A 15,443-nucleotide genomic window follows, 5' to 3' on the forward strand; every position below is an offset into this window, starting at 1 on the left:
CCATGTCGAATTCAGCTATTTACTCGCAACCTGTTGTCCTCACTGCGCCTGGTGGGGTCAACGGGTTGTGTGCGTTATTTAAGGAAGGTTTATGACTGCTGCCCTGCAAGGTTCTTTGATGGTCGACGTGGCCGGTACTTGGCTGACGGCCGAGGATCGCCACCTGTTGCGCCAGCCTGAGGTCGGTGGCCTGATCATTTTTGCGCGCAATATCGAGCACCCGCGGCAGGTGCGGGAATTGAGCGCGGCGATTCGTGCCGTGCGCCCGGACCTGCTGCTGGCGGTCGACCAGGAAGGCGGTCGCGTACAGCGCCTGCGCCAGGGCTTTGTGCGCCTGCCGGCCATGCGCGCGTTGGCGGACAACCCCAACGCCGAGTACCTGGCCGAGCAGTGCGGCTGGATCATGGCCACTGAAGTACTGGCGGTCGGTCTCGACCTGAGCTTCGCCCCGGTACTGGACCTGGACTACCAGCGCAGCGCCGTGGTCGGCACCCGTTCCTTCGAGGGCAATCCCGAGCGCGCCGCCGTGCTCGCCGGTGCCTTTATCCGAGGCATGAACAGCGCCGGCATGGCCGCCACCGGTAAACACTTCCCGGGCCATGGCTGGGCCGAGGCTGATTCCCACGTCGCGATTCCCAATGATGAACGCAGCCTGGAACAGATTCGCGCCAATGACCTGGTGCCTTTCGCACGCCTGAGCAAGCAGTTGGCGGCAGTGATGCCGGCGCATGTTATCTACCCGCAGGTGGATGCGCAGCCTGCCGGTTTCTCACGCCGCTGGTTGCAGGACATCCTGCGCGGCGAGTTGCAGTTCGATGGGGTGATTTTCAGCGATGACCTGTCGATGGCTGGCGCCCATGTGGTCGGCGACGCCGCCAGTCGGATCGAGGCGGCGCTGACCGCCGGTTGCGACATGGGGCTGGTGTGCAACGATCGTGCGGCGGCTGAGCTGGCGCTGAGTGCGGCGCAGCGCATGAAGGTCACGCCGTCGGCCCGCATCGCGCGTATGCGTGGGCAGGCGATTGCGTCGACTGACTACAAGCAGGATCCGCGCTGGCTCACCGCACTGGGCGCTTTGCGGGATGCACAGCTGATCTAGCGCTTTTCCTGCTTATTGGGCAACGGCGCAAACAACGCCTCGATATCGTCGTTGCCCAACTGCCAATCCCCCGTCGTACGCCCATCCAGCACGCCCGCTGCCAGGTCGGATTTTTCCTTCTGCAGGTGCTGGATTTTCTCCTCCACCGTGCCCCGCGCAATCATCTTATAGACGAACACCGGCTTCTCCTGGCCGATGCGGTATGCACGGTCGGTGGCCTGGTTCTCGGTGGCCGGGTTCCACCAAGGGTCGTAGTGAATCACGGTGTCGGCTTCGGTCAGGTTCAGGCCCACGCCACCGGCCTTCAGGCTGATCAGGAAAATCTGCAACTTGCCGCTCTGGAAATCCTTCACCGGTGTGCGCCGGTCGCGGGTCTGGCCCGTCAACAGGGCGTAAGCGACACCGCGCTTTTTCAGCTCCACTTCGATCAGGCTCAACATCGAGGTGAACTGGGAAAACAACAGGATCCGGCGACCTTCCTCAAACAGCTCTTCGAGCATTTCCATCAGGCTGTCGAGCTTGCCCGAGCTGCTGCCGCGGGTGGGCAGGGTCGCGTCGTTGACCAGGCGCAGGTCGCAGCACACCTGGCGTAGCTTCAGCAGTGCTTCAAGGATGATGATCTGGCTGCGCGCCACGCCTTTGCGGGTGATTTCGTCGCGGACCTTTTTATCCATGGCCAGGCGCATGGTTTCGTACACATCACGCTGAGCCTCATTGAGATCGACCCAGTGAATGATTTCGGTCTTGGGCGGCAGCTCCGTGGCCACCTGCTCCTTGGTGCGGCGCAGCAGGAAGGGTTTGATACGGCCGTTGAGGTGCTGCAATCGCATCTCACTGGCGCGCTTTTCGATGGGAACACGGTAGTCGCGGTTGAAGCTCTTGACGTCGCCCAGCCAGCCCGGCAGCAGGAAGTGGAACAGCGACCACAACTCGCCCAGGTGGTTTTCCAGCGGTGTACCGCTCAGGCACAGGCGCTGCCGGGCATTCAGCTCGCGCGCGGCCTGGGCAGCCTTACTGGAAGGGTTCTTGATGTACTGGGCTTCATCGAGGATCAGCACATGCAAGGGCAGGGCGGCCAGGTGCTCGATGTCCTTGGGTAGCAGGGCGTAGGTGGTCAACAGCAGGTCGTAGTCCTGCAGGCTGGCGAAGTGTTTTTTGCGCGTGGCCCCGTACAGCGCCAGCACCTTGAGTTGCGGGGTGAAGTGCGCCGCTTCGTCGAGCCAGTTGGGGATCAGGCTGGTGGGCATCACCACCATGCACGGCCGGTCCAGGCGTCCGGCGATCTTTTCACTGAGGATATGCGCCAGGGTCTGCAGGGTTTTGCCCAGGCCCATGTCATCCGCAAGTATGCCGCCCACCTCCAGTTGGCGCAGCGACTGCATCCAGCTCAACCCTTCCAGTTGATAAGGCCGCAAGGTCGCGTTCAGGCCTTCGGGCGCCACGCAGGTGAAGTCCTTGATGTCCCGCAGGCGCTGGGCAAAGTTGCGGATCTTCTCGCCGCCCTCCCATTGCAGGGGCAGGTCTTCCAGCGGGTTGAGGCGAATAGCATCGGCCTTGGCCAGGCGCAGCGCGGTGGTGCCGGGCTCCTGCAGGTAAAACTCGCCGAGGGTGGCCAGTACCGGTTTCAGGCGGCCGTAGGGCAGGGCCACTTGCAGCGGGCCGTGGCCGCCATTGGGCAGGCCGGGGATATTCACCAGGATCAGCTCGTCATCCCGGCGCCGCGCGAGTTTTTCCGGGTTGAGGATCTCGGTGTGGGAGCGCATCAGGTTGAGCAGGATCGGCAGCAGGCTCAGGCGCTCACCGTTGACGATAATCCCCAGTTCCAGGTCGAACCAGTCGCGCTCGGGGCCTTCATCGACGGTGGCGTACCAGTCGTCGACGGCGCTCAGGTCAAACCCGAAGTCATCATCGATCTGCAGTTCCCAACCCTCGGCCCGCAGGGTCGGCGAGGCGTTGAGGGTGAAGTTCAGCCAGGCGCTGTCATTGACCATCTCGAACAGCTCGCCGGCGCTTTCCGGCAAGGCCTTGCTCTGGCGCGTGGCGATCTTGAAACCGAGCAGGCGCAGTTGTTCGCGATAGGGCTGCTCCAGCTCGGGATGGCGCTTGATGCGCAGGCTCTGGGTTTCCTGGCGCACGATGATGTCGGCGTTCTTCTGCCCGCTGACATAGTTGCCCAGGTAGTTGAACGACAACGCCGCACGGTGCTGGATATAGCGTTGCATCTTGCCGTTGCGCGGCTCAAATGCGCTGAACTCGACGCTGGCCAGCCACAGGCGCGGCACGGGCACCACATCCTCCATCACCACCTGCGGCAACACCACGCGGTTATCCAGCACGGCCTGGAGTTTTTCCAGCAACTCGGCATCCTGGGCCGCCGCCGGGTAGGCCAGGGTTTCCTGGACCTTGAGCAGCACCGCCGCGATGTGTTTGCAGTTGGTGTGCACCGGGCAGGTACAGCGGCTGTCCACCAGGATCAGCGCGCCCTTGGCCGATTCGCGCAATGAGATGGTCTGCCGGTAAACGTTGCCCCCCGAGCCTTCGCAACTGGCGATGATGGTGCTGTCGCCGGACTCGACGATGCGCACACGGTTTTCCAGGGCATAGCGCCGCCCGCGCTCCAGGCTTTGTTCTTTGAAGCGATTGGCCCATGAAGGGGCCAGGGGTTTGGTCAACGGCGACGTCAGGGGCATGGCGCTGGATCAGTCCTGAATGTCGGGTGGGGGTGCGCTGGGTGGCTTGGCGGTCAGCGAAGTGATCTTGATCAGCAGTGCCAGGTGGCCGCCGTCCAGGTAGTTGAGCTGGTTGTTCTTGGTGCGCACGTCTTTCTGGCTCAGGTGTTCGCTGGCCACCACGCTGCCGTTGCTGTCGAACGTGTTGAGCCAGAAGTCCGCATCGATATCCGTGAAGCGCCCCAGTTGCAGGCTCAACACGCCCTCGATGGGGAACTGGCCGAACTGCTCCTGGCCGTCGGTGATCGCGATCCTGACCGGCTGCTCGCCGAGGTTCTGTTCCCAGGCCTTGTGCGCCAGCACGGTGAAGCTGTTATCGGCGTTGAGTTTGTCGACGATATTGTTCAGGCGCGGCGGGCTCAGCCTGTCGCCCAACCGCTGCGCGCCCGCATCCCAGTTTTCCGGCGCAGCGCGGCTGTTGAGCGCCGGCTCCGCGTTCTGGCGTACCAGGATCATTTCCACCTGGTACGGACTGTCGGCAAATGCCGAAGGCGCGAGTACCACCAACAACAGGCTCAGAATGCGGAACAGGCGCATTGGGGCGTCCTTCAAGCAGATTTCGGGATGAGGCGCTCGAACAACGCCTCCAATGTATTAAAGCGTTCTTCGGCACGTTCCATCGGCACCATGAACTTGAACAGCGTAGCCCCTTCGAACTTGTAGCGATTGGGCTGGCCCTGGATCAGCTTGATCAGCACCAGGGGGTCCACCGGCGTCTGCGCTTCGAACTCGATACGCCCGCCTTGCGGCCCGGCGTCGACTTTCTTGATCCCGAGCTGCTCGGCCTGCAATTTGAGCAGGGTCAGGCGCACCAGGTTCTTGGTCGGCTCGGGCAGCAGGCCGAAGCGGTCGATCATCTCCACCTGCAGGTCCTTGAGGCCCTCTTCGTCGGTGGCCGAGGCGATGCGCTTGTACAGGATCAGGCGTGCATGCACATCCGGCAGGTAGTCTTCGGGGATCAACGCCGGCAAGCGCAGGTTGATTTCCGGACCGCCGCCCAGGGGCTGGTCGAGGTTTGGCTGCTCGCCCTTGCGGATGGCTTTCACCGCGCGTTCGAGCATCTCCATATACAGGGTGAAGCCGACGGCCTGGATTTGCCCGCTCTGGCCATCGCCCAGCAGTTCGCCGGCACCGCGGATTTCCAGGTCGTTGGTGGCCAGGACAAAACCGGCGCCCAGGTCCTGGGTGTTGGCGATCGCTTCCAGGCGCTTCTCGGCGTCCCCGGTGATCTGCTGGCGGGGCGGCGTCAGCAGGTAGGCATACGCCTGGTGGTGACTGCGCCCAACCCGGCCGCGCAGCTGGTGCAGCTGGGCCAGGCCGAACTTGTCCGCCCGTTCGATGATGATGGTGTTGGCGCTAGGCACGTCGATGCCGGTCTCGATGATGGTCGAGGCGATCAGCACGTTGAAGCGCTTGTGGTAGAAGTCGCTCATCACCTGTTCGAGATCGCGTTCGCGCATCTGCCCGTGGCCGATGGCGATGCGTGCTTCCGGCACCAGTTCGGCGAGGTCGGCGGCGCATTTCTCGATGGTTTTTACGTCGTTGTGCAGGTAGTACACCTGGCCGCCACGCAGCAATTCCCGCAGCAGCGCTTCCTTGACTGTGCTTTTGTTCTGCTCCATCACGAACGTGCGCACCGACAGGCGCCGCGCCGGCGGCGTGGCGATGATCGACAGGTCGCGCATGCCCGACACCGCCATGTTCAGCGTACGCGGAATCGGCGTGGCGGTGAGGGTAAGGATGTCGACCTCGCTGCGCAGGGCCTTGAGCTGTTCTTTCTGACGCACACCGAAGCGGTGTTCTTCGTCGATGATCACCAGGCCCAGGTTCTTGATCTTTACATCGTCCGACAGCAGCTTGTGCGTGCCGATCACGATGTCGATCTTGCCTTCGGCGAGGTCGGCGACGGCGGCATTCACCTCCTTGGCGGACTTGAAGCGGCTCATCACTTCCACGGTCACCGGCCAGTCGGCAAAGCGGTCACGGAAGCTGTTGTAGTGTTGCTGGGCGAGCAGGGTGGTCGGCACCAGGATCGCCACTTGCTTGCCGCCGTGTACCGCAATAAAGGCCGCGCGCATGGCCACTTCGGTCTTGCCGAAGCCCACGTCGCCGCACACCAGGCGGTCCATCGGCTTGGGCGCGAGCATGTCGGCGCGCACCGCTTCGATGGTGGTTTGCTGGTCCGGGGTTTCTTCGAAGGCGAAGCCGGCGCTGAAGGTGGCGTAGTCGGCCTTCGGGTCGGCGAAGGCATACCCTTCGCGCGCCGCACGACGGGCATAGATGTCGAGCAGTTCGGCGGCGACATCGCGCACTTGCTCGGCGGCCTTGCGCTTGGCTTTCTGCCAGGTCTCGGAGCCCAGGCGGTGCAACGGCGCCAGGGCGTCGTCGCTGCCGGTGTAGCGGGCGATCAGGTGCAGGTTGGCCACCGGCACGTAGAGCTTGGCGCCCTCGGCGTATTCCATGGTGAGGAATTCGGCGGCCTGGTTGTCGATCTCCAGGGTCTGCAGGCCCAGGTAGCGGCCGACACCGTGGTCGATATGCACCACCGGCGCGCCTTCGCGCAGTTCCGTGAGGTTTTTGATCACCGCATCGTTGTTGGCGTCGGCGCGTTTTTCACGGCGGCGACGCTGCATCACGCGCTGGCCGAACAGCGGGCTTTCGGCGATCAGCGCGAGCGCCGGGTCATCCAGCAGCAGGCCTTCGTCCAGTGGCGCGATGGTGATCGCCAGGCGCTCTTTGCTGGCGACAAAATCCGGCCAGCTGTCGACGGTTTTCGGCCGCAGCTTCAGGCGTTCCAGCAGCTCCAGCAGCACTTCACGGCGCCCGGCGGATTCGGCGGTGAACAGCACGCGGCCGGGGAAGTCGCCGAGGAAGTTCGAGAGTGCTTCCAGGGGTTGCGTGGCTTTGGCCTGGATCGCCAGGTCCGGCAACGTCGCCGCAGGGAAGCGCTCGCGGCCGCTGCCGGTGTCCACATCCTGCTGGCTGGCGACCACGCGCGGCCAGTTTTTCAGGCGGGCGAAACAGTCTTCCACCGGCAGGAACAGCTCGGCGGGCGGTAATAAAGGCCGGGAAGGATCGACGCGGCGCTCTTCATAGCGGTTACGCACGTCGTTCCAGAAGTTTTCCGCCGCCTGTTCGATGCCCGGCAACGAGAACACCTGGGTGTCCTGGGGCAGGTAGTCGAACAGGGTCGAGGTTTCGTCGAAGAACAGCGGCAGGTAGTACTCGATGCCCGCCGGGGTAATCCCGCTGCTCAAGTCCTGGAAGATCGGGCAGCGGCGGAAGTCCACGTCAAAGCGTTCACGGAAGCGCGCCTTGAAGCGCGTGACCGCGTCCTTTTGCAGCGGGAACTCCCGTGCCGGCAACAGCTTGATCGACTCGACCTTGTCGATGGACCGCTGGTTTTCCGGGTCGAAGGTGCGCAGGGTCTCGATTTCGTCATCGAACAGGTCGATGCGGTACGGCAACTTGCTGCCCATGGGGAACAGGTCGATCAGCGCACCACGCACGGCGAATTCACCGTGTTCATACACCGTGTCGACGCAGCGGTAGCCGCTGGCTTCGAGGCGCGTGCGCATCTGTTCCACGTCGAGCTTCTGGCCGATATCCAGCACCAGGCTGCTGCCCAGCAGGAACTTGGTCGGCGCCAGGCGGTGCAGGGCGGTGGTGATCGGCACCACCAACACACCGTGGGCCAGTTCCGGCAGGCGGTACAGGCTGGCGATGCGCTGGGAGATGATGTCCTGGTGCGGAGAGAACAGGTCGTAGGGCAGGGTTTCCCAGTCGGGAAAATGCAGCACCGGCAAATCGGGGGCGAAGAAGCTCAGCTCCTGCTCCAACCGTTCGGCGCTTTGGCTGTCGGCGGTAAGCAGCAGGGTAAAGCGCTTGGCTGCGCTGGCAGCCTCGGCAATGGCCAGGCTCAGGGCGGCACCGGGCAGGTTGCCCCAGTGCTGTTTACCTGCCGCGGCAGGGAGAAGCGGTAGACGCAGAACGGGCACGGAAGGTTGAGCTCCAAGCGTTGCGACAAAGTCGGTAATTGTAACGGCCCGGGGTGCCGCCTGTCAGTTGCTGACTGAGCCTATTACGGTTTGTAGGAAATGTAGTGGCTAAGACAAACAAAGCAGCCTTTTGACTCATTATGTAGTGCCGTTTTGCACGGATGTTTCGGAGAGTTACGGACAAGTTGGCGGCACTGCGCCATTGGTGGCCTTCTGAAACCCGCGTGTTTCCTGGCCTGTAGCGGGGTGGTATTTTTTTGCAAGGGCTTTTTGTTGTGGTTGGCGCATTGCTCAACGGGCGGTCGGACGACATAATGTAGCCCCTTTTTTCAGCCCCTACATGTGGAAGGTTCCCGTGACTCAGAAGCCCGACCAGTGTCTTGGTGAATGGATCGACCGTGAAGCACTCGCAGAAGCGATGATCCCGCTTATCGGTCAGCTGTACCGCAATAACAATGTGGTGAGCTCGATCTATGGCCGCAGCCTGATCAACCAATCAGTCATCGCGATTCTCAAGGCGCATCGCTTTGCTCGCCATCGTTCCGCCGACGACAGCGAACTCTCCGTCCACGAAACATTCCCCCTGCTCAAGGCCATGAGCGAGCTCAAGCTCGGCGCGGCTTCGGTAGACCTGGGCAAGCTGGCCTACAAGTTCCGCAAGGAAGGTGCCGGCCGCAGCGCCGAGCAGTTCGTGCGTGAAGAAATGGCCGATGTGGTGGGCCAGCAAAACGCCGCTGCCCGCAAAGGCACCGACGTTGTCCTCTACGGTTTCGGTCGTATCGGCCGCCTGCTGGCGCGCATCCTGATCGAAAAAACCGGTGGCGGCGACGGCCTGCGCCTGCGTGCCATCGTGGTGCGCAAAGGCGCCGAGAACGACCTGACCAAACGCGCCAGCCTGCTGCGTCGCGATTCGGTACACGGTTCGTTCAACGGCACCATCACCATCGACGAAGAAAACAACACCATCACCGCCAACGGCAACCTGATCCAGGTGATCTACGCGAAGAACCCGACCGAGGTGGATTACACCCAGTACGGCATCAAGGACGCCCTGCTGGTGGACAACACCGGCGTATGGCGTGATGCCGAAGGCCTGGGCCAGCACCTGGCCTGCCCGGGCATCGACCGCGTCGTGCTGACCGCGCCTGGCAAAGGCAAGCTCAAGAACATCGTGCACGGCATCAACCACGGTGAAATCACCGCTGACGACAAGATCGTGTCCGCCGCCTCCTGCACCACCAACGCCATCGTGCCGGTGCTCAAGGCCGTTAATGACAAGTTCGGCATCGTCAACGGCCACGTTGAAACCGTTCACTCGTACACCAACGACCAGAACCTGATCGACAACTTCCACAAGGGCGATCGCCGTGGCCGCAGCGCCGCGCTGAACATGGTCATCACCGAGACCGGTGCCGCCACCGCCGCTGCCAAGGCCTTGCCTGAGCTGGCCGGCAAGCTGACCGGTAACGCGATCCGTGTGCCGACGCCGAACGTGTCGATGGCCATTCTCAACCTGAACCTTGAGAAAGCCGCTACCCGTGAAGAGATGAACGAGTACCTGCGCTACATGGCGCTGCACTCCGACCTGCACAAGCAAATCGACTTCGTCAATTCCCAGGAAGTGGTGTCCACCGACTTCGTTGGCTCGCGCCACGCCGGTGTAGTGGACGCGGAAGCGACCATTACCCAGGACAACCGCGTTGTACTGTACGTCTGGTACGACAACGAGTTCGGCTACAGCTGCCAGGTGGTTCGCGTGATGGAAGACATGGCCGGGGTCAACCCGCCTGCGTTCCCGCGCTAAGCCTTTGCACTGAATGAAAAAGCCCCGACTGGTTCGGGGCTTTTTCATGGCAGCGGGTTTTGTGTTGCCGAGCAGGGCCTGATCGGCAGCAGGCTCCTTCCCACATTTCGAGGTGTGAATACCTTCAAATGTGGGAGGGGGGCTCGCCCCCGATAGCGGTAGTTCAGCGTATGCCTGCCTAACGGGCAGGCCATTTTCATTTCAGCAGTTTGCCGCGCAAGTCATCGGACAAACCCTTGGGCGCCAGCCAAATGCCCAGGTAGGCCCTTGCCAGCGCGTCATTGCGGCTGCTGAACACCACCTGCCCATTGATCTCCAGATTCAGGCCACGGCCGGGGCGAAAGTCCAGGGCGTAGCGATCACCGCTGCGGATGTTACGAAAGCTGGCGTGCAACTGGTCGACTTCAAGCTTCAGGCGAGGGCTGGCTTGCTGGCGCTCCAAGGTGGCCACCGCCGCCTTGATCACATCGTTGCGGTCGATGTCGCGAAAGTAATACAGCACAAGGCGCAGCGGCTGTTGCGAGTCCCATGCCTGCCTGGCGCTCCCATTTTGCGGGGCATACAGCGCAGCCGCGTACACATCCGCCCAGAGGTAGGTGAACACCGTCTGGTTTTTCAGCGCCAGTCCATGGGCTTGCGCAGGAAAATCGGCTTGCCGGAGGCGGTCTGCCTCACTCGCATGCACCACAACCGAAAAAATCATCATTAAACAGAAAACGACATGCCGCATAATGGCCCGTCCTGCAAAGGTGCGTGTCAGCAGTGTAATGCCGGTTTCCTGTTCCTGTAGTAAAGGCAAAACTGGCCTACGACGCGACCAAGGGTTAATGTGCGCGGCGTTGAGCCTTATATAGACTGTGCCCCGGTTCACACACTTGAGCCAAATTGTCCTTCATGACCGCTGGCCGCGGCATGATTTAGCCAGGCGTCCAACCGTGCGCCTGGCCTGTTCTGAGGAGTACGCATGGCTGTCTACAACTACGACGTGGTGGTACTGGGTTCCGGCCCGGCTGGAGAAGGTGCGGCGATGAACGCCGCGAAGGCAGGGCGCAAGGTGGCAATGGTCGATAGCCGTCGCCAGGTCGGCGGTAACTGCACCCACCTGGGCACCATCCCGTCCAAGGCTCTGCGTCACTCGGTGCGCCAGATCATGCAGTTCAACACCAACCCGATGTTCCGGGCCATTGGTGAGCCGCGCTGGTTCTCGTTCCCGGACGTGCTGAAAAGCGCCGAGAAGGTCATCTCCAAGCAAGTCGCTTCGCGCACCGGCTACTACGCCCGTAACCGTGTCGACCTGTTCTTCGGCACCGGCAGCTTCGCCGACGAGCAAACCGTCGAAGTGGTGTGCGCCAACGGCGTGGTCGAGAAGCTGGTGGCCAAGCACATCATCATCGCCACCGGTTCGCGCCCGTATCGTCCGGCGGATATCGATTTTCACCACCCGCGTATCTACGATAGCGACACCATCCTCAGCCTGGGCCACACCCCGCGCAAGTTGATCATCTACGGCGCCGGCGTGATCGGCTGTGAATACGCCTCGATCTTCAGCGGCCTGGGCGTGCTGGTGGAGCTGGTGGACAACCGCGACCAGTTGCTGAGCTTCCTCGACTCGGAAATTTCCCAGGCGTTGAGCTACCACTTCAGCAACAACAACATCACCGTGCGTCACAACGAAGAATACGAGCGGGTCGAAGGCCTGGACAACGGCGTGATCCTGCACCTCAAGTCCGGCAAGAAGATCAAGGCCGATGCCTTGCTGTGGTGCAACGGCCGTACCGGCAATACCGACAAGCTCGGCATGGAAAACATCGGGGTCAAGGTCAACAGCCGCGGCCAGATCGAAGTCGACGAGAACTATCGTACCTGCGTGCCGAACATCTACGGCGCCGGTGACGTGATCGGCTGGCCAAGCCTGGCCAGTGCGGCGCATGACCAGGGCCGTTCGGCGGCCGGCAGCATTGTCGACAACGGCAGCTGGCGTTATGTGAACGACGTGCCGACCGGGATCTACACGATTCCCGAGATCAGCTCGATCGGCAAGAACGAGCACGAACTGACCAAGGCCAAGGTGCCTTACGAAGTGGGCAAGGCGTTCTTCAAGAGCATGGCGCGTGCGCAGATCGCCGGTGAGCCGCAAGGCATGCTCAAGATCCTGTTCCACCGCGAAACCCTGGAAGTCCTCGGCGTGCATTGCTTCGGCTACCAGGCTTCGGAGATCGTGCACATCGGCCAGGCGATCATGAACCAGCCGGGTGAGCAAAATACCCTCAAGTATTTCGTCAACACCACGTTCAACTACCCGACCATGGCCGAAGCCTATCGGGTAGCGGCCTACGACGGCCTCAACCGGCTTTTTTGAGCGGCTCCGGCCGGTGGCCTGAGCCGGCCGGGGAGACCGATTTCAGTAATTCTCGAGGGTGGCAGTGGCCAAACCGGGAAAGTCTGTAATCAGGCTATCTACGCCGAAGTCGGCGAGCCTGCGCATCAGCGCAGGTTCGTTGACCGTCCACACGGACACATGCAAACCCTGGCGCTGGGCTTTTTCCAGGCGTTCGGGGGTGCACAACGTCCAGTTCAACGCCAGCATCTCACAGCCATAGTTCTGCGCGACCTTCAGCGGGTCGAGCCAGGCATATTCGGCGACGAGCCCGCGTGACAGGTCGGGGGTGAGTTCAACCGCTGCTTTCAACACTTCCCGCGAGCTTGAGGTCACGGTGACCTTGTCCATCAGGCCGAAACGCACGGCCATCTCACGAATGGCCAGCACGGTGGTCGCGGCGCGGGTGCGCGAGGCGCTTTTGACTTCCAGTTGCCAGTGATCGAAGTCGCACTGTTCGAACAGCTCTTCCAGGCGCGGAATCGGGCAAGGCTTGACCCAGCCCGGGCCGCCTTTGCGCGCGTCCATCTTCACCAGGTCTGCCGCCGAATACTCGACGACTTTGCCGCGCCGGTCGGTGGTGCGCTTGAGGGTCGGGTCGTGGATGACCATCAGCTCGCCGTCCATGGACAGGTGCAAATCCAGTTCGCAGCGGCGTACACCGTGCTTGAGACACGCCTGGAAGCTGGTCAGGGTGTTTTCCGGTGCTTCGCCTTTGGCACCGCGGTGGCCGTAGATCAGGGTCACAGTTGCTCCTTTACGCCAGGTTGTCTGGCAGGGTGAATTCGAGAGTTCAGGTGTCTTGGGCGTCGCTCTGTTCCCGTGCCAGGCGCCGTTCCTGCGCCTGTTTCTGCAGGATGTAGCGCGCCAGTAGCTGGCGTTGGGCATCGGTCATGGCTTCGAATTCCGTGCCGACGTCGAAGCCTGTGCCCTTGGGATCGCAATGGGTAACCCGCGCGCGCAGCAGCAGGCCGAGCGCCTGGGGCATCAGCACCAGCTTGACCGCCAGGTGCGCACCCACCGTCAGGGGGGAGGGGTGTTGGAAATCGATGCCGCCTTCGGAAATGATCACCGGCTGCGGAGCGCCGACCTCATCCAGCAGGCCGCGGGCCATGATTTGGCTGAGCAAATCCAGGCGTTTGTTCTGCACCCGGAGGAAGGCGACGAGGGTGCGATCCTTCTCGCTGAGCTGGCGCAGCAGGTGCTGGGCTTCAAATTCGCTCAGGTGCAGTTCACTGAGCAGATTGAACAGCGGTGAATCATCCAGCAACACTTCCTTGCTCGCCGCTTCGGGGGCAGACAGGCTTTTGATTTGGAGTGCGATCATGTCGTCGATACGGTAGTATTCGCGGCGCTCTTCTTCATCTAATGTCGACATGGCGAACCCCAGGTAACGGTAATGGTCTGAGTGTAAAGCTGCTTACCAGACCCCGCCACCGGGACGTCTTCTTTTCCTCCGAACAAGCCCCGACATGTTCAGACCTCTCTTCGTATTTATTGGCACGCGTTATACCCGTGCAAAGCGTCGCAATCATTTTGTGTCGTTCATTTCCTTGACCTCGATGATCGGTCTCGCCCTTGGCGTGGTCGTGATGATCGTGGTGCTGTCGGTGATGAACGGCTTCGATCATGAGATGCGCACCCGCGTGCTGGGCATGGTGCCCCACGCGACCATCGAGGGCGATGCGCCCATCAGCGACTGGCAAAGCCTGGCCGCCAAGGTCAAGCAGAACCCCAAGGTAGTGGCCGTGGCGCCGTTTACCCAGATGCAGGGGCTGCTGACCAACGACGGCAAGGTGCAGAAAATCCTGCTCAATGCCATCGACCCGGCCCAGGAACGCAACGTCTCGATCATCGACAAGTTCATGTTGCAGGGCAAACTCGACGATCTGGCCCCCGGCAGCTTTGGCATTGTCATCGGTGACAAGGCGGCGGCCAAGCTCGGCGTCGGCATCGGCGACAAGCTGACCTTCGTCGCGCCGGAAGTCACCGTGACGCCGGCCGGCATGTTCCCGCGCATGAAGCGCTTTACCGTGGTCGGCACCTTCCACGTCGGCGCCGGCGAGATCGACGGCTACCTCGGCCTGACCAACCTCACCGACCTGGCCCGCCTGCATCGCTGGCAGCCGGACCAGGTGCAAGGCCTGCGCCTGAAGTTCAACGACTTGTTCGATGCCCCGCGCGGCGCCTGGGAAATCGCCCAGCACCTGGGTGAAAGCCAGTACTACGCCCGCGACTGGACCCGCACCCACGGCAACCTGTACCAGGCCATCCGCATGGAAAAAGCCATGATCGGCCTGCTGTTGCTGCTGATCGTCGCGGTCGCGGCCTTCAACATCATCTCCACGCTGGTGATGGTGGTGAATGACAAGAAGGGCGACATCGCCATCCTGCGTACCCTGGGTGCTACGCCGGGGCAGATCATGGCGATCTTCATGGTGCAGGGCACCGTGATTGGCGTGGTCGGCACCTTGATCGGCACGGCGGTAGGCATCTTGGCCGCGCTGAACGTCAGTGCCGCCATCGCCTTGCTTGAAAAAGTGATCGGCCACAAGTTCCTCAACGCCGACGTCTACTTCATCGATTACCTGCCGTCCCAGGTGCAAGCCCAGGACGTGCTGATGGTGGGCGGCGCCGCGTTGGTCCTGAGTTTCCTTGCCACCCTGTATCCAGCCTGGCGCGCGGCACGTACCCAGCCAGCACAGGCCTTACGTTATGAGTGAATCGGGCATGAGTGAAAAAGCAATCCTGAGCTGCCGCAACCTGGGCAAATCCTACGAGGAAGGCCCGGAGTCGGTCGTGGTGCTGTCCAACCTGCAACTGGAACTGCATCCCGGCGAGCGCGTGGCGATCGTCGGCAGTTCCGGTTCCGGCAAAAGTACCTTGCTCAACCTGTTGGGCGGCCTCGATACGCCGTCCCAGGGCAGCGTATGGCTGGCCGGTGAAGAACTGTCGGCTTTGAATGAAAAGGCCCGTGGCCAGTTGCGCAACCGCTCGTTGGGCTTTGTGTACCAGTTCCACCACCTGTTGCCGGAATTCACCGCCCTGGAAAACGTGTGCATGCCGTTGCTGATCGGCAAGACCGCGATCCCGGAAGCCCGCCAGCGTGCCAAGGCCTTGCTCGAGCGCGTCGGCCTCGGCCATCGCCTGGAGCACAAACCGGCCGAACTGTCCGGCGGTGAGCGCCAGCGTGTGGCGATTGCCCGTGCCCTGGTGAACAACCCGGGGCTGGTGATGCTCGACGAGCCCACCGGCAACCTCGACTCCCACACCGCCCAGGGCATCAAGGACTTGATGCTGGAACTGAGCACCCAGATGCGCACCGCGTTCCTGGTGGTGACCCATGACATGAGCATGGCCCGCCAGATGGACCGTGTGCTGCACCTGCAGGAAGGTCATCTGGTCGCCATCTGACCTGTTTCAAGCCCGGTGCCTG

The 15,443-nt window shown here is 62.2% G+C and carries 11 protein-coding genes; 5 read left to right on the plus strand and 6 right to left on the minus strand.

The features are described from left to right. Positions 1–91 precede the first annotated feature (91 nt). Positions 92–1,099, plus strand: a complete 1,008-nt coding sequence (gene nagZ / locus C8K58_RS18165) for a beta-N-acetylhexosaminidase (protein ID WP_027604236.1) — start codon at positions 92–94, stop codon at positions 1,097–1,099. On the opposite strand, the gene C8K58_RS18170 is transcribed toward nagZ, so the two are convergent. Genes C8K58_RS18170 through mfd form a run of 3 tightly spaced genes read right to left on the minus strand, consistent with a single transcriptional unit; the run spans position 1,096 to position 7,826 of the window. Continuing rightward, positions 1,096–3,789, minus strand: coding sequence for a DEAD/DEAH box helicase (locus tag C8K58_RS18170; protein ID WP_098480188.1), 2,694 nt, complete (start codon positions 3,787–3,789; stop codon positions 1,096–1,098). The two genes, nagZ and C8K58_RS18170, sit on opposite strands and share 4 nt — an antisense overlap. 9 nt (positions 3,790–3,798) lie before the next feature. Continuing rightward, positions 3,799–4,365, minus strand: coding sequence for a CsiV family protein (locus C8K58_RS18175; protein ID WP_065928156.1), 567 nt, complete (start codon positions 4,363–4,365; stop codon positions 3,799–3,801). Positions 4,366–4,376: 11 nt separating this feature from the next. Continuing rightward, positions 4,377–7,826, minus strand: a complete 3,450-nt coding sequence (gene mfd / locus C8K58_RS18180; RefSeq protein ID WP_027604233.1) for a transcription-repair coupling factor — start codon at positions 7,824–7,826, stop codon at positions 4,377–4,379. A 340-nt stretch (positions 7,827–8,166) separates the two neighbouring features. Here mfd and C8K58_RS18185 point away from each other — a divergent pair, with 340 nt between their 5' ends. Next, the gene (locus C8K58_RS18185) at positions 8,167–9,630 is read left to right on the plus strand and encodes a glyceraldehyde-3-phosphate dehydrogenase (protein WP_027604232.1); all 1,464 of its coding nucleotides are present in this window, start codon (positions 8,167–8,169) and stop codon (positions 9,628–9,630) included. 196 nt (positions 9,631–9,826) lie between these two features. Here C8K58_RS18185 and C8K58_RS18190 read toward each other — a convergent pair whose 3' ends face one another. Then, entirely contained in the window at positions 9,827–10,360 is a 534-nt protein-coding gene (locus tag C8K58_RS18190; protein WP_108574009.1) for a chalcone isomerase family protein, read from the minus strand. Between the two features lie 234 nt (positions 10,361–10,594). On the opposite strand from C8K58_RS18190, the gene sthA reads away from it, so the two are divergent. Beyond that, entirely contained in the window at positions 10,595–11,989 is a 1,395-nt protein-coding gene (gene sthA / locus C8K58_RS18195) for a Si-specific NAD(P)(+) transhydrogenase (RefSeq protein ID WP_003189670.1), read from the plus strand. A gap of 42 nt (positions 11,990–12,031) precedes the next feature. Here the strand turns inward: sthA and C8K58_RS18200 are convergent, their stop codons facing one another. Next, positions 12,032–12,754, minus strand: coding sequence for a glycerophosphodiester phosphodiesterase family protein (locus tag C8K58_RS18200; protein WP_027604230.1), 723 nt, complete (start codon positions 12,752–12,754; stop codon positions 12,032–12,034). A 46-nt stretch (positions 12,755–12,800) separates the two neighbouring features. Then, positions 12,801–13,385 carry a PilZ domain-containing protein gene (locus C8K58_RS18205; protein WP_027604229.1) on the minus strand — a complete coding sequence of 195 codons (585 nt, stop codon included), beginning with the start codon at positions 13,383–13,385 and terminating at the stop codon, positions 12,801–12,803. A gap of 94 nt (positions 13,386–13,479) precedes the next feature. Between C8K58_RS18205 and C8K58_RS18210 the strand changes: the two genes are divergently transcribed. Together C8K58_RS18210 and lolD are read left to right on the plus strand one after the other, a co-directional pair. Then, on the plus strand, positions 13,480–14,730 hold the full coding sequence (locus C8K58_RS18210) for a lipoprotein-releasing ABC transporter permease subunit (protein WP_027604228.1): 1,251 nt from the start codon (positions 13,480–13,482) through the stop codon (positions 14,728–14,730). 7 nt (positions 14,731–14,737) lie between these two features. Then, a complete protein-coding gene (lolD, locus tag C8K58_RS18215) occupies positions 14,738–15,421 on the plus strand; it encodes a lipoprotein-releasing ABC transporter ATP-binding protein LolD (RefSeq protein ID WP_024074097.1) in 684 nt (227 codons plus the stop codon). The last annotated feature ends 22 nt before the right edge of the window (positions 15,422–15,443 follow it).

This window comes from Pseudomonas sp. GV047, from assembly GCF_003058245.1.
GTDB lineage: Bacteria > Pseudomonadota > Gammaproteobacteria > Pseudomonadales > Pseudomonadaceae > Aquipseudomonas > Aquipseudomonas marginalis.